Below are 18911 nucleotides of genomic sequence, written 5' to 3'. Positions count from 1 at the left end.
GGGAGTGTCGACAAGGGCCTTGCGTCGGAGGCAGGCGGCCTGGCGGTTGCGGCGGCGGGACGGGGTTCGGGTCACAGGTGGCGGCACGGGCGGTGAGCCGGTTCGGGGCGAGGGCGGGTCAGGGGCGGGGCGCGACCGCGCCGGCGACGGTCCGGGTGACCAGGCCGAGCACCTCGTGGCGGGAGACGTCGTGTTCGGCCAGGTAACTCCAGCCGGCGTAGAGCTGTGACCAGAGCACGGACTGCAACCAGGCCGCGGGCAGCGCGGGGTCGATGCTGCCGTCGGCGTGCCCCCGGGCCACCACGGCGTGGAAGTCGTCGTCGCAGACTTCGGCGGTCCACGCCGGGTCGGTGACGAGTTGCGGTTCGGCGAAGATCAGCGAGAGCAGGTCCCCGAGGTCGAAGTACTCGGCGCAGAGGCGGTAGAGGGCCTCCGCGCCGCTGCCCTCGTGCAGCCGGGCGCGGGCGGTGGCGTTGTTCAACCGAGCCACGCCCTCCGCGACCACGCCGGCCAGCAGGTCCGACCGTTCCGGGAAGTAGCGGTGCAGCGTGGTCCGGCCGACCTGGGCGGCGGTGGCGATGTCGCCGAGGCTGGCGGCGGGGTTGCGGCTCAGCACCTCGATCGCCGCCTGCAGGATGGCCTGCCGGGTCCGCAGCCGGCTACCGCTCTCCTCGGTGCTCGTCACGAGGAGAGGCTACCAATGTCCGTATTCCGAATAACACTTGCCCGTAATGGAACATCGGTGTTCCATTGCGGGGTGACCGAGACCGCTGCTTCCGCACCGACCGACCTTCAGCCGACCCTCCACCGGGCCCGTACCGGCCTTCTGCTGGCCTACCTCCGGCCGCACTGGCCGGCCATGCTGCTCGGGTTGCTGCTCGGCCTGCTGGCCAACGCCGCCGGGCTCGCGACCCCGCTGGTGACCAAGTGGGTACTGGACACCCTCGGTGCCGGCGGCTCGCTGTCCCGGCCGGTGACCGTGCTGTTCGCGCTGGTCGTCGTCGGTGCCGCCATCTCGCTGTGGCAGTGGATGCTGATGGGTGGCGTCGCCGAGCGGGTGGTGCTCGACGCGCGGTCCGGGGTCGTCCGCCGCTACTTCGCCGCCCGGATCGATCAGTTGACCCGCCGGCCCAGCGGCGAACTGGTCACCCGGGCGACCTCCGACCCAGGGCTGCTGCACGAGGCGTCCGGCAGCCTCGTCGGCCTGATCAACGGGGCGGTGGCGCTGGTCGGGACGCTCGTGCTGATGGGCACGCTCGACGTGGTGCTGCTCGGCACGACACTCGTCGCGGTCGTGGCCGTCGCGCTGCTGATGGGACTCCTGCTGCCGTCGATCGGGCGGGCCCAGGAAGCGGCGCAGGAGTCGGTGGGGCGTCTCGGCGGGATTCTGGAGGGCTCGCTGCGGGCCATCCGCACGGTCAAGGCCAGCCGGGCCGAGCAACGCCAGGCGACCATGATCACCAGGCATGCCGAGGACGCGGCGCGGCACGGCATCCACGCCGCTCGCCGCGCCGCCACCGTCTGGACCATCTCCTGGACGGGCATCCAGCTCGCCGTGATCGTCATCCTCGGGTTCGGGGCGGCGCGCGCCGAGCGCGGCCTCATCGAGGTCTCCACGCTCATCGCGTTCCTGCTCTACGCCTTCCAACTGATGGGGCCGATCAGCGAGCTGACCCAGAACATGACGGCCATGCAGGCCGGCATCGCGGCGGCCGGCCGGCTGCGGGAGATCGAGGCCATGGCGGTCGAGCCGGCGGCTCCGCCACCCGGACCGGCGGCTGCGGCCGCGCCGCGCGGACCCGAGGGTACGGACCGCCGCGACCCCGTGCTGGCGCTGCGGGGGGTCACCGCGCGGTACGCCCCGGGTGTACCACCCGCGGTACGTGGCATCGACCTGGAGATCCCACGGGTCGGCCACACCGCGATCGTCGGACCCTCCGGTGCCGGCAAGACCACGCTGTTCTCCCTGTTGCTGCGCTTCCTCGAACCCGAGCAGGGCCGACTGCTGCTCGATGGCCGTCCCTACCCGGAGCACACTCCCGGTGAGATCCGCGCCCGGCTGGCCTATGTCGAGCAGGAGGCGCCGGTCGTACCCGGCACCATCGGCGACAACCTGCGCTTCACCCATCCCGACGCGAGCGACGAGGAGCTCTGGACCGCGCTGCGCGCCGTCGAGCTGCATGACAAGGTGCGATCGCTCGACCGTGGGCTGGACACACCGCTGAGCGCCACCACCGTCTCCGGCGGCGAGCGGCAGCGCATCGCGTTGGCTCGGGCCGTGCTGCGTACCCCGGACGTGCTGCTGCTCGACGAGGCCACCTCCCAGGTCGACGGGCTGACCGAGGCGGCCGTCGGCCGGTGCGTACGGCAGCTGGCCGCGGCGGGCGCGGTGGTGACCATCGCGCACCGGCTCTCCACCGTGCTCGACGCCGACCAGATCGTCGTGATGGACCGTGGCAGGATCCGAGCCGTCGGTGACCACGCGACCCTGCTGCGCATCGATGAGCTGTACCGCGACCTGGTGAAATCGCTGCGAATCGGCACCGCCGACGGCTCGGCCGCCCCGGAGGCCGGTGGGCCGGCCGGGTCGGGCACACTGCTCGTGCCCCTCGACCGTCTCCCCCAGGAGTGAGCCACGCCGATGTCGCTGCTCGCCAGATTCAGCCTCGCCAACCGGGGGCTGGTAGCCCTCATCGCGGTGGTGACCACGGCGTTCGGTGCGTACGCCGTGCCGTCGCTGAAGCAGCAACTTCTACCGTCGTTGGAGTTCCCCGCCGCGTTCATCGTGGCCCAGTACCCCGGTGCCGCACCGGAGGTCGTCGAATCCCAGGTCGCCGAGCCGATCGAGAACAGCCTGCGCGGCATCTCCGGTCTCGACACGGTCATCTCGACCTCCCGGGAGGGCCTGACCACCATCCAGGTGCAGTACGAGTTCGGTACGGACCTCGACGACGTGGTCGGCAGGATGCAGACCGCGTTGAACCGGACCCGACTGCCCGACGGGGTGGAGCCGCAGGTCATCGCGGGCAGTACCGACGACCTGCCGGCCGTGGTGCTGGCCGCGTCCGGCGACGACGACCAGCGGGCCCTCGCCGGCAAGCTGCGTGACGTCGTGGTGCCGGAACTGGCGGCGATCGAGGGCGTCCGCAGCGTCGAGCTGACCGGCGTTCGGGACGAACTGGTGGTGATCACGCCGGATCCGGCGAAGCTGGCCAGGGCGAAGGTGCAGCCGACCGCGATCGGCACCGCGTTGCGGGCCAACGGCGTGGCGGTGCCGGCCGGTGCCGTACTCGACGGTGACCGCAGCCTGCCGGTGCAGGTCGGTGCCCCGCTGACCACCCTGGACGAGCTGCGTGACGTGGTCGTCGCCCCGCCGGCCAAGAAGGCCGGTCCGGTCCGCCTCGGTGATGTCGCGACGGTGGCGGACGGCCTCGCTCCGGCCACCGCGATCACCCGGACCAACGGTCGCGAGAGTCTCGGCATCGCGGTCACCGCCGACCCGGACGGCAACGCGGTGGAGATCTCGCACGCGGTCGCCGACCGCCTCGCCGACCTGCGGTCCGCCACCGGTGCGGAGCTGACCGTCGTGCTCGACCAGGCGCCGTTCGTGGAGAAGTCCATCAAGACGCTGAGCACCGAGGGCCTGCTCGGCCTGATCATGGCCGTGGTGGTCATCCTGGTCTTCCTGCTGTCGGTGCGCTCCACCGTGGTGACGGCGGTCTCCATTCCGCTGTCGGTGGTGGTCGCGCTGATCGCTCTCTGGATCGGCGACTACTCGCTCAACCTGCTCACCCTCGGCGCGTTGACCGTCGCGGTCGGCCGGGTGGTCGACGACTCGATCGTCGTGCTGGAGAACATCAAGCGGCACCTGACGTACGGGGGGCCCAAGCGACAGGCGATCATCACGGCCGTACGCGAGGTGGCCGGTGCCGTCACCGCGTCGACGTTGACCACGGTGGCCGTCTTCGCCCCCATCGCTCTGGTCGGTGGTTTCGTCGGTCAGCTCTTCGCGCCCTTTGCGATCACGGTCACCGTGGCGCTGCTGGCCTCGCTGCTGGTGTCGCTGACGGTGATCCCGGTGCTCGCGTACTGGTTCCTCAAGCCGGTGACCGGTGCCACCGACGGGGTGGCGGTCCGGCGGGCCGCCGAGGAACGCGAACTGCGCAGCCCGTTGCAGCGGGCGTACCTGCCGGTCATCCGGTTCGCCACCGGGCGGCGGGCCTACCGCTGGGCGACCCTGGCGGCGGGGCTGCTGGTGCTGGTCGGCACCTTCGGGCTGGCCCGGCAGTTGGAGACGAACTTCCTGGACGACTCCGGCCAGGACACCCTCAACATTCGGCAGGAACTGCCGGTCGGCACGGGACTGTCCGGCACCGACGCGGCGGCCCGTCGGGTCGAGGCGGTGCTGGCGAGCACCCCGGGCGTCGAGTCGTACCAGGTGACCGCCGGCGGCGGCGACACGCCCTGGGCCGGCAGCGCCGGCAACAACGTGGCCAACTACGCGTTGCGGCTCGGCGGCGAGACCGACGCCAAGGCGATGCGGGGCGTGCTGCGGGACCGGTTCGCGGCGCTCGGGCCGGAGGCCGGCGAGATCACCTTCCCGGCCGGCCAGGGCGGGGCCTCCGCCAACGAGCTGGCGGTGATCGTCCGGGCCGCCGACCCTGAGGCGTTGGCCGCCGCCGCGGAGCGGGCCGAGACGGCGATGGCCGGTATCCGGGGCGTCGAGGACGTCTCGACCACCCTGGCCGACCGGGTGCCGCGCGTCGACGTGACCGTCGACCGGGTCGCCGCCAGCCGGGCCGGACTCACCGAGGCCGCCGTCGGGCAGTTGGTGTCGCAGGCCTTCCGGGGTACGCCCCTGGGTCAGGTGACCGTCGACGGCGCCGCCCGGGACGTGGTGCTGCGCCTGTCGGCGACGCCGCCGGTGACCGTGGAGGGGCTGCGGGCGCTGCGCGTCGGTTCGGTCAAGCTGGACGACATCGCCGACATCACGGAAACCACCGGACCGCAGCAGGTACGCCGGATCGACGGCGAACGCAGCGTCTCGGTGACCGGCACGGTCACCGGGTCGGACCTCGGCGCGATCAGTACCGAGCTGCAGAGCCGCCTCGACGCGATCGACGTACCGGGCGCGACCCTCACGCTGGGTGGCGTCAGCGCCGAGCAGCGGGAGACCTTCGCCGACCTGGGCCTGGCCGTGCTGGCCGCGATCGCGATCGTCTTCCTGATCATGATGGCGACGTTCCGCAGCGTGATCCAGGCCCTGATCCTGCTGGTCTCCATCCCGTTCGCGGCCACCGGCGCGGTCGCCCTGCTGCTGGCCACCGGTACCGCGCTGAGCGTCCCGGCGCTGATCGGCGTGCTCATGCTGGTCGGCATCGTGGTGACCAACGCGATCGTGCTGCTCGATCTGGTCAACCAGTACCGAGCTCAGGGGATGGGCGTACGGGAGGCGGTGGTCGAGGGCGGGCGGCACCGGCTGCGGCCGATCCTGATGACCGCGATCGCCACCATCTTCGCGTTGACGCCGATGGCCTTCGGGCTCACCGGGGAGGGTGGTTTCATCTCCCGGCCGCTGGCGATCGTGGTGATCGGCGGCCTGCTCACCTCCACCCTGCTCACGCTGATCCTGGTGCCGACGCTGTACGCGATGGTGGAGGACACCAAGGTGTCGGTGCGGGCGTGGCGTCACCGCCGGTCCGGTGACACACCGGACGGAGGCGGGGCGAGCGTAGGTGCGGCGAGCGCCGTCGAGGACACCGCGCCGGACACCACCGAGCGGGCCCCGGTGGGTGCGGGGGTCGGTGCCGGCGCGACCGACGCCGTCCGGCGGGAGAGTCGACCGGTGCCGGCGGCGCCGTCCGGTGCGTTGATCGAGAACACCGACCAGTTCGAGGTGCTCCGGCTGCCGAAGAGCCGCAGCTCACCGTTCCCGCCCGCCGAGTGACCGGTGCCCCCGGAGGGTCCTCGGGCCCTCCGGGGGGCCGCTGTCCGCGCTCCGACGCAACCACTGACCGTGTTTGGGTATGGTCCGCTCCGTGGCGTCCACCCTCTCGGTCCTCACCCGGAACCGGAACTTCCGCAACCTCTTCCTGGCCGAGCTGGTGGTCTTCGGCGCCGACTGGTTCGTCATGGTGCCGCTGCTCGTGCTGTTGCCGAAGCTGACCGGCAGCGGCGTGTGGGGAGCCCTGGTGCTCGCCGTGGACACCGGCATCGTGGCGTTGCTGCTGCCGTACACCGGCACCATCGCGGACCGGTTCGACCGACGCACGATCATGATCGTCTCGAACTGCGCGGCGCTGGTCGGGGTCCTGCTGCTGCTCGCCGTACGCAGTGCCGGCACGGCCTGGTTGGCGCTGCTCGGCATCGGCGTGGTCGCGGTGGCCAAGGCGTTCTACTCCCCGGCGGCACAGGCGGCGTTGCCGAACGTCCTCGACCCGGAGGAACTGGCCGCGGGTAACGCGGTCGCCGGGTCGGCGTGGGGCACGATGACCATCGTCGGCGCGTCGCTCGGCGGGGTCCTGAGCGCGGCGGCCGGACCGTACGTGTGCTTCTGGGTCGGTGCCGTCGCGCTGGTGATCGCCGCGGGCCTGGCCACCCTCATCCGCCGCCCGTTGCAGGCCCCCCGCGAGCAGGGCGCGAGACCACCGCAGACCTGGGCGGCCATCCGCGAGGCGCTCAGCTACATCGGGCACCGTCCGCGGGTGCTGGCGCTGGTGACGGTCAAGTCGGCGGTGGGTCTCGGCAACGGCGTGCTGACCGTGTTTCCGCTGCTCGCCGGGGTCTACGGGGTCGGCGCGCTCGGCGCCGGCCTGCTGTTCGCCGTACGCGGTGCCGGCGCGTTGGTCGGCCCCATCCTGATGCGTCGGGTGCTGACCAACCGTGCCTGGCTGCTGCCGGGCCTGGCACTGTCCATGTCGGCGTACGGTCTGGCCTACCTCGGCACCTCCGTGGCGGCCTGGTTCCCGCTGGTGCTGGTGCTGGTCTTCGTGGCCCACTTCGCGGGTGGCAGCAACTGGGTGATGTCGAACTTCGCGTTGCAGGGCGAGGTGCCGGACCGGCTACGGGGTCGGGTCTTCGCCACCGACATGATGCTGGCGACCCTGGCGATCTCGGTCAGCCAGCTGGTGGTGGCCGCGGTCGTCGACCTGGTCGACGAACGGGTCGTGCTGGCCGGCTGCGGCCTGGTCACCCTGGTCTACGCGATCGGCTGGCGGATCGCGACCCGGCGGCTCTCGCTCGCCGCGCCGCCACCCGTGGTCGCGGGCACGACCCGGTAGACACCTCCGTTCGGGACTACCGGGCGACGGTGGGCGGTCGTTGCGGATCCGGCGCCACGGCCCAGGCTGGTGCGCCGTCAGCGGGCGCGCCGCCCGGCCCGGAGGCGGTGCGGCGACCGCTGACGGCAGCTGCGATGAGCAGGCCGAGCCCGAGGGGCAGGAGCAGAGCCTGGATCACCCCCATGACCAGGGCCAGTGCGCCGTACCTGGTGGGGTCGTCCGTGGCGGCCCAGGGCAGCATGATCGACCACAGGGTGCTGATCAGCGCGAGGAGCAGCAGCGTACCGAGCCCGGCCAGCAGCAGGCGGCGTGCCGATGGCGGCAGCCGGTACCGGCCGGTCGTCACCAGCAGTCCGCCGGTGAGCAGGACCGCGAACGTCGGTAGCTGCGTCGCCAGCTGGATCAGCACGTATCCGAGGTTTCCCATGTCCACCTTCCAAAGCCTTCGGTCGGCGGGAGCCTAACGTCTGCTGGCAACCGGCGGCGGACGTGCCGGGCGTCCCAGGAGCCGGGCGAAGGTCCCCACCGGCGGTCGGTGTCCCTAGCATGGGCGACGTGCCGATCACATTCGTCGCCGAACCGGTCCGGGCCCGGGTCCCCGCCACCAGTGCGAACCTGGGGCCGGGTTTCGACGCGCTCGGGCTGGCCCTCGCGCTGCATGACGACGTGGCCGCCGAGGTCACGACCGAGGGTGTGCGGGTGACGGTGATCGGCGAGGGCGCCGGCGACCTGCCGGTCGACGACGGGCACCTGGTGGTACGCGCCATGCGGGCGGCCTTCGACGCGCTGGGCGGGCAACCGCCGGGGCTGGCCGTGGAGTGCGTCAACCGGATCCCGCAGGCACGCGGGCTCGGCTCCTCCTCCGCGGCGATCGTCGCCGGGGTGCTGCTGGCCCGGGCTCTGGTGACGGACGGGGAGCGCCGCCTCGACGACGAGGCCGTGCTGCGGTTGGCGGCCCGCATCGAGGGCCATCCGGACAATGTCGCGCCCTGCCTGCTCGGCGGCTTCACCCTGGCCTGGACGGAAGCCAGTGGCGCGCGGGCGGTGTCGCTGCCGGTGGCCGACGGGGTGCGTCCCACGGTGCTGGTGCCCGCCGAACGCGGGCTGACCGCCTCGGCCCGCGCGGCGCTACCGGCGACCGTGCCGCACGCCGACGCCGCGTTCAACGCCGGACGAGCGGCCCTGCTGGTGCACGCGTTGACCACGCAACCGGCACTGCTGCTGCCGGCGACCGCCGACCGGCTGCACCAGGACAGCCGGGCACCCTCGATGCCGGGTACGGCCGCGCTGGTCAACGAGTTGCGTGCGGCGGGTGTGGCCGCCGTGGTCAGTGGGGCGGGCCCCACCGTGCTCGCCCTGCCTGAGCTGCCCGTAGACTTCGACGCGGGAACAGATTGGCGACCGCTGCGGTTGTCGGTGGACGTATGCGGCGCGCAGGTTCGACGGGGTAGACTCGGACACGCGGAGCGGGACCCTGTTGCCGCAGGTCGGAAGAGTTGATTACGCTCTAGACTTAGCACAGCCGCGAAGCATGCGATCTCCTGCGGGTCGGCGCACCCCCGAAGCTTTCGGCGGTAAGCCCGTCACCCCTGCCTAGGCCCACGCCGCACCGCAGTCTTCACTGGTCGCCGCAGACGGCGAAACCCCGCTCACCGGCGCATCTGGTGGGTCGGGTGACCGACCGGCTGCTGTGTTACAGACTCCCGCGAAGCGTCATGCGAGGCGGGTGCACCGAGGCCGCCCGGCCACCTGTTGTCGATTCCGGGCAGTCCCGGCCTATCGAGGGAAGGAATCCATTGAGCGACACCACCGACGTGACGTCGGATGTTTCCAACGTCGCTGGCGATGCCACCACCGCTGCCCCCGCCCGCCGTCGGCGCAGCGGTACCGGTCTGTCGGCGATGCTGCTGCCGGAGCTGCAGAGCCTGGCTGCGTCGCTCGGCATCTCGGGGACGGCTCGCATGCGCAAGGGCGAGCTGATCAGCGCGATCACCGAGCGGCAGGGCGGCGCTGCCGGGGCCCCTCGACCACGGGCCGAGGTCGCGGCGGCCGCCGCACCGGTCCGCGAGGAGGTCCACGCGGAGGTACGCGACGCGGGTGAGCGGTCGGAGGCTGAGCGCCGTGGCGCCGAGCAGCCGGCGGCGAGCGTCGAGAACGAGGGCCGTGGCCGTACCCGGCGTAGCCGGACCGCCGTGGCGGAACCGCGCGCCGAGGAGACCGCCGCCGAGGGCGAGCGTTCCGAGGGTCGGTCCGGCCGCGGCGATCGTGCCGAGCGCGGCGACCGTGCCGAGCGTGCCGCTGACCGTGGTGACCGTGCCGAGCGCGGCGACCGTGCCGAGCGTGCCGCTGACCGTGGCGACCGTGCCGAGCGGGGCGAGCGTGCCGAGCGTGCCGCTGACCGTGGTGAGCGTGCCGAGCGCGGCGACCGTGGTGAGCGTGCCGAGCGCGGCGACCGTGCCGAGCGTGGCGACCGGGGCGACCGCGCCGAGCGGGGCGAGCGTGCCGCCGATCGTGGTGAGCGTGGCGATCGCGCCGATCGTGGCGACCGCGGCGACCGGGGACAGCGTGCCGAGCGGGACAACGACGGTGACGACGACGGCGAGGGCGGCGGCCGGCGCAGTCGGCGCAGCCGCTTCCGGGACCGTCGACGGGGCCGTGGTGACCGGGGCGAGTCCGGCGGTGACAACGGTCGCGAGCCGCAGGTCGGCGAGGACGACGTGCTCGTGCCAGTGGCCGGCATCGTGGACGTGCTGGACAACTACGCCTTCGTCCGGACCACCGGCTACCTGGCCGGCCCCAACGACGTCTACGTGTCGATGTCCCAGATCAAGAAGTACGGCCTGCGTCGCGGCGACGCGATCACCGGTGCGGTTCGTGCGGCGCGTGACGGCGAGCAGCGGCGCGACAAGTACAACCCGCTGGTCCGGCTGGACACCATCAACGGGATGGAGCCCGACGAGGCCAAGCGTCGGCCGGAGTTCTACAAGCTCACCCCGCTGTATCCGCAGGAGCGGCTGCGGCTGGAGACCGAGCCGCACATCCTCACCACCCGGGTCATCGACCTGGTCATGCCGATCGGCAAGGGGCAGCGGGCGCTGATCGTGTCGCCGCCGAAGGCCGGTAAGACCATGGTGCTGCAGGCGATCGCGAACGCGATCACGCACAACAACCCGGAGTGCCACCTGATGGTGGTGCTGGTGGACGAGCGGCCCGAAGAGGTCACCGACATGCAGCGGTCGGTCAAGGGCGAGGTCATCGCGGCCACGTTCGACCGCCCGCCGCAGGACCACACCACCGTCGCCGAGCTGGCGATCGAGCGGGCCAAGCGCCTGGTCGAGCTGGGCCACGACGTGGTCGTGCTGCTCGACTCGGTGACCCGGCTCGGCCGGTCGTACAACCTGGCGGCACCGGCCAGTGGCCGGATCATGTCGGGTGGTATCGACTCCACGGCGCTCTACCCGCCGAAGCGGTTCCTCGGCGCGGCGCGCAACATCGAGAACGGCGGCTCGCTGACCATCCTCGCCACCGCCCTGGTGGAGACCGGCTCCATGGCGGACACGGTCATCTTCGAGGAGTTCAAGGGCACCGGTAACGCGGAGCTGAAGCTGGACCGGAAGATCGCCGACAAGCGGACCTTCCCGGCCATCGACATCCACCCGTCCGGCACGCGCAAGGAGGAGATCCTGCTCGCGCCGGAGGAGTTGGCAATCGTGCACAAGCTCCGCAAGGTGCTGCACTCGCTGGACTCCCAGGCGGCGCTCGACCTCCTGCTGGACCGGCTCAAGCAGTCCCGCACCAACATCGAGTTCCTGATGCAGATCGCCAAGTCGACGCCGGGGGAGTGACCTCCCCGGCACCGTACGGCGAGGGGCGCGGCCGACACCGGCCGCGCCCCTCGCCGGATCCGGACCGCGTGGCCAGGAATGCTCCACCGGGGCGGTGGGAATGCGTCCGGACGGCCCGGTGTTGACCTGCACGACCAGCGCACCCCCGTGACGCGGCCCGCCTCCAGGGGCGGTCCACGCCCATGGCAGACTGGTCAATCGGCCACCGGTTCCGGTTCACGCCCACATCGGCAGGCAACAGCGGCCAGGGGCGACCCGGCGACCACAGACGAGAGGACCGAGGCGACATGAAGCCCAACATCCACCCGGAGTACGTGACCACCGAGGTCACCTGCTCCTGCGGTAACACCTTCACCACCCGCAGCACCGCCAAGGGCGGCTCGATCCACGTCGAGACGTGCAGCGCCTGCCACCCGTTCTACACGGGCAAGCAGCGCGTGCTGGACACCGCTGGTCGGGTCGCGAAGTTCCAGCAGAAGTACGCCAAGGTTCAGGGCAAGAAGGCCAAGTAGCTCCTCGTCCGACGCCCGCGTCCGGTTTGCCGCCGGCCGCGGGCGTCGTCCGTCTGTGTCCCCGGTCTCCCCGCCGCCCAAGGAGCGTTACCGAGCATGAGCAGCGAGCGCCTGGCCGCCCTCCTCGACGAGTACGCCGAGCTGGAGAAGCGCCTGGCCGACCCCGCGATCCACGCCGACCAGGGCACCGCCCGCCGGGTAGGCCGTCGCTACGCCGAGCTGGTGCCGCTGCACAAGGCGGCTGCTGAGCTGGAGCAGGCCCGCGCCGATCTCGCCGCCGCGCGTGAACTCGCCGCCGAGGATGCCTCCTTCGCGACGGAGGCCGAGACGCTCGCGGCGATGCTCCCGGCGCTGGAGGAGCGCCTCGCCGAGCTGCTCATTCCGCGTGACCCGCACGACGCCAAGGACGTCATCGTCGAGATCAAGGCGGGTGAGGGTGGCGAGGAGTCCGCGCTGTTCGCCGGTGACCTGCTGCGCATGTACACCCGGTACGCGGAGCGGCGCGGCTGGCTCACCGAGGTCATCGACGCCCAGGACTCCGATCTCGGTGGCGTCAAGGACGTCTCACTGGCGATCAAGACAAAGGGAGTGCCCGAGGGGGGCAACGGCGTCTGGTCCCGATTGAAGTGGGAGGGCGGCGTACACCGGGTGCAGCGGGTCCCGGTCACCGAGTCGCAGGGGCGCATCCACACCAGCGCGGCCGGCGTGCTGGTGCTGCCGGAGGCCGAGGAGGTCGATGTCACCATCGACCCGAACGAGCTGCGCATCGACGTGTTCCGGTCGTCCGGGCCCGGGGGCCAGTCGGTGAACACCACGGACTCGGCGGTCCGGATCACCCACCTGCCCACCGGCATCGTGGTCTCCTGCCAGAACGAGAAGTCCCAGCTCCAGAACCGGGAGCAGGCGATGCGGATCCTGCGCGCCCGGCTGCTCGCCGCGGCGCAGGAGCAGGCCGACGCCGCCGCCTCGGACGCGCGCAAGGCCCAGGTGCGTACGGTGGACCGCTCCGAGCGGATCCGTACGTACAACTTCCCGCAGAACCGGATCACCGATCACCGCATCGGCTTCACCGCGTACAACCTGGATCTGGTGCTCGCCGGGGAACTGGACGGCGTGCTCGACGCGCTCGGCGAGGCGGACCGGGCCGCGCGCCTGGCGGGTGACGCGGAGCTGGCCCGCCGCTGAGACGCCGTCCCTCGTCAGGCGGTACGCGGGCGGGCCTTGGCCCGCAGCATCTCGCGGTCGGCTGCCTCGAACGCGGCGCCGAGCGCGTCCCGCTGGCCGGGCCCACCGGAGCCCACCTCGGCGAAGCCGATGCTGACGCCGACCGGAGTGCCGGGTACCAGGGACTCCCACTCCTCGGCACGGATGGCGGCGTCGATGCGTCGGGCCACCTCGGCCGCCTCGGCCATACCCGCTTCCGGCAGCACCACCACGAACTCGTCGCCGCCGTACCGGGCGACGAAGTCGCCCCGACGCATCACCCGGTTGATCACCCCGGCGATGCGTTGCAGAACCAGGTCACCTGAGTGGTGTCCGTGCCGCGTGTTGACCGCCTTGAAACCGTCCAGGTCGCAGACGCCGATCACCACCCGTTCGCCCCGGGCGACCACGGCCGCGATGTAGCGTTCCAGCCGGCGCCGGTTGGGCAGCCCGGTCAACGGGTCGGTCAGCGCCTCCCCCTCGAACCGCGCCGCCTCGCGGCGCATCTCCTCGTGGTCGATGCGCGCGGCGATGCCGTCGATGTAGACGTCGCGGAGGCGGTCATGGCGCTGGGCGGCGAGCCGGAAGGCCAGCCGGTCGGCGCGGTGCGCGGCCGCGTGGTCACCCGCCCGCCCCAGCGCCATGCTGCGCAGCCGAGCCGGTTCGGCCGCGCCCAGCGTCTCCGCGGAGACCTGGACGGTGTCCAGCCGGGTGACGGCCTCGATCGGCCGCCCGCTGGCGATGGCCAGACACACCTGACCGAGCTGACGCATGTCGCGGGCGCGGGCACTGTCCGCCCCGTGCCCGAGCAGGCGGGCCGGATCCCGGCCCGGGGCGAGGTCGACGTCGTCACCGAGCGCGCACCGGCGGGCGGCCGCGTAACCGTAGGCGGCCAGGCTGCTCGGGCGTAGCCGGTCGGCGCGCCCGGTGGTCACGAACCGGTCGAGGTCGCCGCCGACGTCCCGCAGCACGCGCAGGCAGCCGTCGCTGTCGCCGGTGTGGTCCAGCGCGACCGCGTTGCGCAACCGGATGCCCGGCGCGGCGAACGTCTCCTCCGGAATTCCGGCTGCGGTGCCGAGTTGCCGGGCGCGTTCGATCGCGCCCAACGCGTAACCGTGGAAGCTGAGGTACGAGTAGGCCATCGCCAGGTCGTGCCAGCCCCAGGCGGTGTCCCGGTCCGGGTCCTCCACCGCACCGAGCGCCCGAGCGGCCTTGACCAGATGCGTCACACAGCGGTCCAGCGCGCCCTGGTGGTGGGCGGCCAGCGCGGCCAGCGCGTTGAGGTGCCCGTGCAGATAGGGCTCGGCGAGGTCGCGTACCGCCGCGGAGGCCTCCTCGATGGCGCGGGTGTACTCGGCGGTGCGCCCTAGATTGATCAGCGCGGAGAGCCGCTGGACGAGGGCGTCGGCGCGAGCGTTCGGGTCGCGACTGGTACACAGCACCCGTTCCAGGAGCCCGTACGCCTCGTTGGAGCGGCTCACCTCCTGCAACGCCCGCGCCTTCGTCAGGGCGTCAACCTGGTCTCCGACCCGGTCGAGCCAGCCCACCCACGACCTCCCTGTCGGTGTGCCGCGCGTGCACCCGCTGATGCACGTGCACGGCGACGCCTCATGATTATTGCGTGACCACCGCGCCGCAACACCCGTCCGAAGGGACGAGACGCCACCGTCCGACTCCCGTGGTCGCCGAGTCGGCCCGGGTCCTCGCCGCCGCCGGCGTGGCCTCGGCCCGTGCGGAGGCGGAACTGCTGGCCGCGTACGTGCTCCAGGTGCCCCGCGGACGGTTGGCCCTGGCGGACGGGTTCACCGACGGGCAACTCGACCGATACCGTGCGTTGGTGGCCCGCCGGTCACGACGGGAACCCCTCCAGCATCTCACCGGCACCGCCGGATTCCGGCACCTGGAACTGGCCGTCGGGCCGGGCGTGTTCGTGCCGCGTCCGGAGACCGAACTGCTCGCCGGTTGGGGCGTCGAGCAGGCCCGACAGGCGGCACGGACCGGAGAGCCGGCCGGGCCGCTGGTGGTCGACCTGTGCAGCGGTTCCGGCGCGATCGCCCTGTCGGTGGCGTACGAGGTGCCGAGTGCCCGGGTGGTGGCGGTGGAACGCTCGTCGGAGGCGTTGTCCTGGCTGCGGCGCAACGCGGCCGCCCGGGCCGCCGCCGGTGACCGGCCGATCGAGGTGGTGGCGGCGGACGTCACCGGTCCGGCGCTGCTGGACGGGCTGGTCGGCGAGGTGGACGTGCTGCTGTGCAACCCGCCGTACGTGCCGCTCACGGTGGCCGTGCCCCCGGAGGTGGCCGACCACGACCCGGCGGAGGCCGTGTTCGGCGGGGCCGACGGGCTGGACGTCATCCGTCGGGTGATCGACCGTGCGGCGTCCCTGCTGCGTCCCGGCGGCACCCTCGGCATCGAACACGATGACAGCCAGGGTGCCGTGGTGCCCGAACTGATCGCCGCCGACGGCCGGTACGCCGCGATCGTCGGCCATCGTGACCTCGCTGGCCGGCCCCGATTCGTCACGGCGTCCCGCCGGGCGGACCGCCCGCCACCCGACCCGGCCGTGACGTGGCAGACTGGCTCCTCGTGATGCTCTACGACTGCCGGTCGCTCGCCGACCGGGACCGCGGCATCGCCGCGGCCATCGAGGCGGTCCGCAACGGTGAGCTGGTCGTCCTGCCGACCGACACGGTTTACGGGATCGGTGCCGACGCGTTCACCCCGTACGCGGTCAAGGCGCTGCTGGACGCCAAGGGCGTCCCGCACGCGCCGCCGCCGGTGCTGATCGGTTCCCGGCACACCCTCGACGGCCTCGCCTACACGCTGCCGGCGGCGGCGCGGGACCTGGTCGAGGCCTTCTGGCCGGGGGCGCTGACCATCCTGGTGCGGCACTCGGCGACCCTGCGGTGGGATCTCGGCGACGACAGCGGCACGGTGGCGGTGCGGATGCCGCTGCACCCGGTGGCGCTGGAGGTGCTCCGCGAGACCGGGCCGATGGCCGTGGCCTCGGCCAACAAGGCCGGCCAACCGGCCGCGCTCACCGCCGACCAGGCGCGTGACCAACTGGCCTACTCCGTGCGGGCCTACCTGGAGGCGGGGCCGGCGGTGGATCCGGTGCCGAGCACGATCGTGGACCTGACCGGTGACGAGCCGGTGCTCGTCCGGGAGGGCGCGATCGACCTGGCCCGGCTGCGCGACGTGGTGCCGGAACTGCGCGAGAGTCAGGTGGCGTAGGTGCCTCCCTTCACCGTCCTGCACGTCTGCATGGGAAACATCTGTCGCTCGCCGATGGCCGAGCGGCTGCTCACCCTCGCCGTGGCCGACCGGCTGGCCCGACGCGAGGTCGATCCGGCCCGGGCCGAGGAACTGCTGCACAGCCACAGCGCGGGTACCGGTGGGTGGCACGCTGGCGAGGAGATGAACCCGCCGGCCGCCCGTCAGGTTCTCAACCGGGGCGGAGACGTCGCCGGTTTCGCCGCGCGCAAGCTGCGCTCCGACCACATCGACGCCGCCGATCTGGTCCTCACCGCCACGGCTGACCAGCAGGAGTACGTGACCGCGCTGCGACCCGACGCCGCCGCCCGTACGTTCGTGCTCGGTGAGTTCGGACGCCTGCTGGCCGTCCTCGATCCGGCCCCGCTGCCGGCGGTCGACGCCACCCCCGACGCCGTCCACGCCCGTGGTGTGGCGTTGGTCGAGGCGGCGCACGCGGCCCGCCAGGGTGCCACCCCGCTGCCCACCGACGACCTCGACGACCCGTGGGGGCGTGGCGACCAGTGCTTCAGCCGGGTGGCCGACGAGATCGAGGAGACGGTGCAGCCGCTCGCCGCGCTGCTGCTCCCCTGATCGGCGAATTTCATCCGGGTTTGAGGGAAAAGCGCGGCACAAAGGGGGATTAGCGCCATCCTGGGGGAGTCCTGACGGCTCCTGCGGGGAGAGCTGATGACCCGGGCGTTCCTGCCGAAGATGTTCACCGTTCTGCTGGCCGGCGCACTGGCCGGCCTGGTGCTGGCGGCGGCGGCGCTGCCGGCCGCGCTGGTGTTCGGCATCGGCTTCTCGGCGCTCTCCGCGCCGTACGCGGAGCTGCCCAACACGTTGCGCACACCGCCGACTGCCCAGCGGTCCAACCTCTACGCCAACGACGGCACCACCCTGATCACCTCCTTCTACCAGGAGGACCGGGTGGACGTGCCGTTGGACGAGGTGGCTCCGGTGATGCGTCAGGCGATCATCGCCGCCGAGGACGCCCGATTCCACGAGCACAGCGGGGTGGACCTGCGGGGCATCGTGCGGGCGTTCACCGCCAACCGGCGCGACGGGGTCACCCGGCAGGGCGCCTCCACGCTGACCATGCAGTACGTCCGCAACGTGCTGAGCACCGATCCCCGGCTGACCGAGGCGCAGCGGGCGGCGGCCACCGAGGTGAGCACCGCTCGCAAGATCCAGGAGATCCGGTACGCGCTGGCGCTGGAGCGGGAGCTGAGCAAGGACCAGATCCTGACCCGGTACCTCAACATCGCGTACTTCGGTGCCGGGGCGTACGGCGTCGCCGCCGCCAGCAAGCGCTACTTCTCCACGTCCCCGGCCGAACTCACGCTGGCCCAGGCGGCGCTGCTGGCCGGACTGGTCCGTTCCCCCCACAGCGACGACCCGATCAACGGGGACGCCGACAGCGCGACGGCCCGCCGTGGTTACGTGCTGGAGCGGATGGTCGAGTCCGGCGTGGTCGACCCGGAGCAGGCGGCCCGGGCGGCGGCCGAACCGTTGAACCTGCGGCCCAGCGAAACTCCGAACGACTGCACCGCGGTGCCCGAGGGGCACAACGACTGGGGATTCTTCTGCGACTGGTTCACCCGCTGGTGGAACGACCAGAAGGCCTTCGGCGCCAGCGTCGACGAGCGGCAGCGCACCCTGCGCCGGGGCGGGTTCAGCATCGTCTCCTCCCTCGACCCCGGGGTGCAGCGGGCCACCACCGAACAGGTCCGACGGATCTACCCGGCCGAGCATCCGCACGCCATGCCCACCGCCGTGGTCCAGCCCGGCACCGGGCGGGTACTCGCGATGTCGGTGAACCGGGTCTACAGCGTGGCCGCGAACCCGGGCGGGCAGCAGAACCACCCGAACACCGTCAACCAGCTCGTCGCCGGGGGCGGCACCATCGTCGGCTACCAGGCCGGATCCACGTTCAAGCTCTTCACCATGCTGGCGGCCCTGGAGGCCGGACTGCCCCTGAACACGGTCTTCGCCGCGCCTCGACGGATCATCACCGACTACCGGGTCAGCGGCGAGGCGAGCTGCGGTGGGTACTGGTGCCCGCAGAACGCCAGCGCCTCGATGAGCGGCCGGCACGACATGTGGACCGCCTTCGGCGACTCGGTGAACACCTACTTCGCCTGGCTGACCGAACGGGTCGGCGCGGACCGGGTGGTGGAGATGGCCGAACGGCTCGGCATCGTGTTCCGGGCCGAGGACGACGCCCAGTTGGCCCGGCACGGCGCGCGAGAGTGGGGGCCGTTCACCCTGGGCGTGTCCGCCACCACCCCGCTCGACCTGGCCGGGGCGTACGCGACGCTGGGTGCGGAGGGCACCTGGTGCGCCCCCACACCGGTCACCTCGATCACCGACGCCACCGGCCGGCCGGTGACCGCCGGGCAGCCGGACTGCCGGCAGGTGCTCGACGTCGACGTGGCCCGCGCGGCGGCGGACGCGGCCCGCTGCCCGGTCGGCGACCAGTCCATGTACCACGGCTGTGCCGGCGGCACGGCGGCCCGGCTGCGCGGTCAGCTCGGCCGGCCGGTCGCGGGCAAGACGGGCAGCTCCGAGCGGTACGCCACGGAGACGGTGGTGGCCCTCACCCCGCAGTTGGCGGTGGCGGCGATGGCGGCGAACCCCGACGAGCCGCACGACGCCGTCGGTCGGGCGGTGCAGGACGCCATGGTGGAGGGGATCGGCGAGATCCTGGCCTTCGCGCTGCGGGACGAGCCGGTGCGTGACTTCGTGCCGCCGAGCGAGATGACCGCCTGGCGGGTCACCGGGCAGCGCACCGGCAACTGACCGGCGCGGCTGGGCTCGTG

The 18911-nt window shown here is 72.4% G+C and carries 14 protein-coding genes; 11 read left to right on the top strand and 3 right to left on the bottom strand.

Annotated features, from left to right (window positions below; translation table 11 throughout):
* Positions 1-118: 118 nt before the first annotated feature.
* A complete protein-coding gene (locus SM447_RS20845; RefSeq protein ID WP_474574521.1) occupies positions 119-685 on the bottom strand; it encodes a TetR/AcrR family transcriptional regulator in 567 nt (188 codons plus the stop codon).
* 72 nt (positions 686-757) lie between these two features.
* Between SM447_RS20845 and SM447_RS20840 the strand changes: the two genes are divergently transcribed.
* The 3 genes from SM447_RS20840 (at position 758) to SM447_RS20830 (ending at position 7280) form a co-directional block, all read left to right on the top strand.
* Complete coding sequence (locus SM447_RS20840) at positions 758-2632, top strand: ABC transporter ATP-binding protein (RefSeq protein WP_474574520.1); 1875 nt, start codon at positions 758-760, stop codon at positions 2630-2632.
* 9 nt (positions 2633-2641) lie between these two features.
* Positions 2642-5947, top strand: a complete 3306-nt coding sequence (locus SM447_RS20835) for an efflux RND transporter permease subunit (RefSeq protein WP_474574519.1) — start codon at positions 2642-2644, stop codon at positions 5945-5947.
* A 91-nt stretch (positions 5948-6038) separates the two neighbouring features.
* Positions 6039-7280, top strand: coding sequence for an MFS transporter (locus SM447_RS20830; RefSeq protein ID WP_474574518.1), 1242 nt, complete (start codon positions 6039-6041; stop codon positions 7278-7280).
* 16 nt (positions 7281-7296) lie between these two features.
* Here SM447_RS20830 and SM447_RS20825 read toward each other — a convergent pair whose 3' ends face one another.
* On the bottom strand, positions 7297-7707 hold the full coding sequence (locus SM447_RS20825; RefSeq protein WP_474574517.1) for a hypothetical protein: 411 nt from the start codon (positions 7705-7707) through the stop codon (positions 7297-7299).
* A gap of 119 nt (positions 7708-7826) precedes the next feature.
* Between SM447_RS20825 and thrB the strand changes: the two genes are divergently transcribed.
* From thrB to prfA, 4 genes are all read left to right on the top strand, one after another.
* Positions 7827-8780, top strand: a complete 954-nt coding sequence (gene thrB, locus SM447_RS20820) for a homoserine kinase (RefSeq protein ID WP_474574516.1) — start codon at positions 7827-7829, stop codon at positions 8778-8780.
* A gap of 296 nt (positions 8781-9076) precedes the next feature.
* Complete coding sequence (gene rho, locus SM447_RS20815) at positions 9077-11125, top strand: transcription termination factor Rho (protein ID WP_474574515.1); 2049 nt, start codon at positions 9077-9079, stop codon at positions 11123-11125.
* A gap of 287 nt (positions 11126-11412) precedes the next feature.
* Positions 11413-11637, top strand: coding sequence for a 50S ribosomal protein L31 (gene rpmE, locus SM447_RS20810; RefSeq protein ID WP_278178965.1), 225 nt, complete (start codon positions 11413-11415; stop codon positions 11635-11637).
* A 96-nt stretch (positions 11638-11733) separates the two neighbouring features.
* A complete protein-coding gene (gene prfA, locus SM447_RS20805; RefSeq protein ID WP_474574514.1) occupies positions 11734-12822 on the top strand; it encodes a peptide chain release factor 1 in 1089 nt (362 codons plus the stop codon).
* Positions 12823-12836: 14 nt separating this feature from the next.
* Here the strand turns inward: prfA and SM447_RS20800 are convergent, their stop codons facing one another.
* Positions 12837-14387: a GGDEF domain-containing protein gene (locus tag SM447_RS20800; protein WP_474574513.1), complete on the bottom strand. Its 1551-nt coding sequence runs from the start codon at positions 14385-14387 to the stop codon at positions 12837-12839.
* 74 nt (positions 14388-14461) lie between these two features.
* Here SM447_RS20800 and prmC point away from each other — a divergent pair, with 74 nt between their 5' ends.
* The 4 genes from prmC to SM447_RS20780 all read left to right on the top strand — a co-directional run bounded on the left by prmC (position 14462) and on the right by SM447_RS20780 (position 18891).
* On the top strand, positions 14462-15427 hold the full coding sequence (prmC, locus tag SM447_RS20795) for a peptide chain release factor N(5)-glutamine methyltransferase (protein WP_474574512.1): 966 nt from the start codon (positions 14462-14464) through the stop codon (positions 15425-15427).
* Positions 15427-16071, top strand: coding sequence for an L-threonylcarbamoyladenylate synthase (locus SM447_RS20790; RefSeq protein WP_474574737.1), 645 nt, complete (start codon positions 15427-15429; stop codon positions 16069-16071). Before prmC ends, SM447_RS20790 begins: the two co-directional genes overlap by 1 nt.
* Entirely contained in the window at positions 16072-16683 is a 612-nt protein-coding gene (locus tag SM447_RS20785; RefSeq protein WP_474574511.1) for an arsenate reductase/protein-tyrosine-phosphatase family protein, read from the top strand.
* Positions 16684-16779: 96 nt separating this feature from the next.
* Positions 16780-18891 (top strand): transglycosylase domain-containing protein, encoded by a 2112-nt coding sequence (locus SM447_RS20780; RefSeq protein ID WP_474574510.1) that lies wholly within the window; start codon positions 16780-16782, stop codon positions 18889-18891.
* The last annotated feature ends 20 nt before the right edge of the window (positions 18892-18911 follow it).

The organism is Micromonospora aridisoli (genome assembly GCF_056150025.1).
This window is presented reverse-complemented; position numbering and strand designations above follow the sequence as displayed.

Excerpts from the sequence above, each read along its gene's own strand:
- SM447_RS20790 (WP_474574737.1), top strand. The coding sequence starts at position 15,427 with ATGCTCTACGACTGCCGGTCGCTCGCCGACCGGGACCGCGGCATCGCC.
- SM447_RS20780 (WP_474574510.1), top strand. The coding sequence starts at position 16,780 with ATGACCCGGGCGTTCCTGCCGAAGATGTTCACCGTTCTGCTGGCCGGC.
- prfA (WP_474574514.1), top strand. The coding sequence starts at position 11,734 with ATGAGCAGCGAGCGCCTGGCCGCCCTCCTCGACGAGTACGCCGAGCTG.
- SM447_RS20835 (WP_474574519.1), top strand. The coding sequence starts at position 2,642 with ATGTCGCTGCTCGCCAGATTCAGCCTCGCCAACCGGGGGCTGGTAGCC.
- thrB (WP_474574516.1), top strand. The coding sequence starts at position 7,827 with ATGGGCGACGTGCCGATCACATTCGTCGCCGAACCGGTCCGGGCCCGG.
- SM447_RS20825 (WP_474574517.1), bottom strand. The coding sequence starts at position 7,707 with ATGGGAAACCTCGGATACGTGCTGATCCAGCTGGCGACGCAGCTACCG.
- rpmE (WP_278178965.1), top strand. The coding sequence starts at position 11,413 with ATGAAGCCCAACATCCACCCGGAGTACGTGACCACCGAGGTCACCTGC.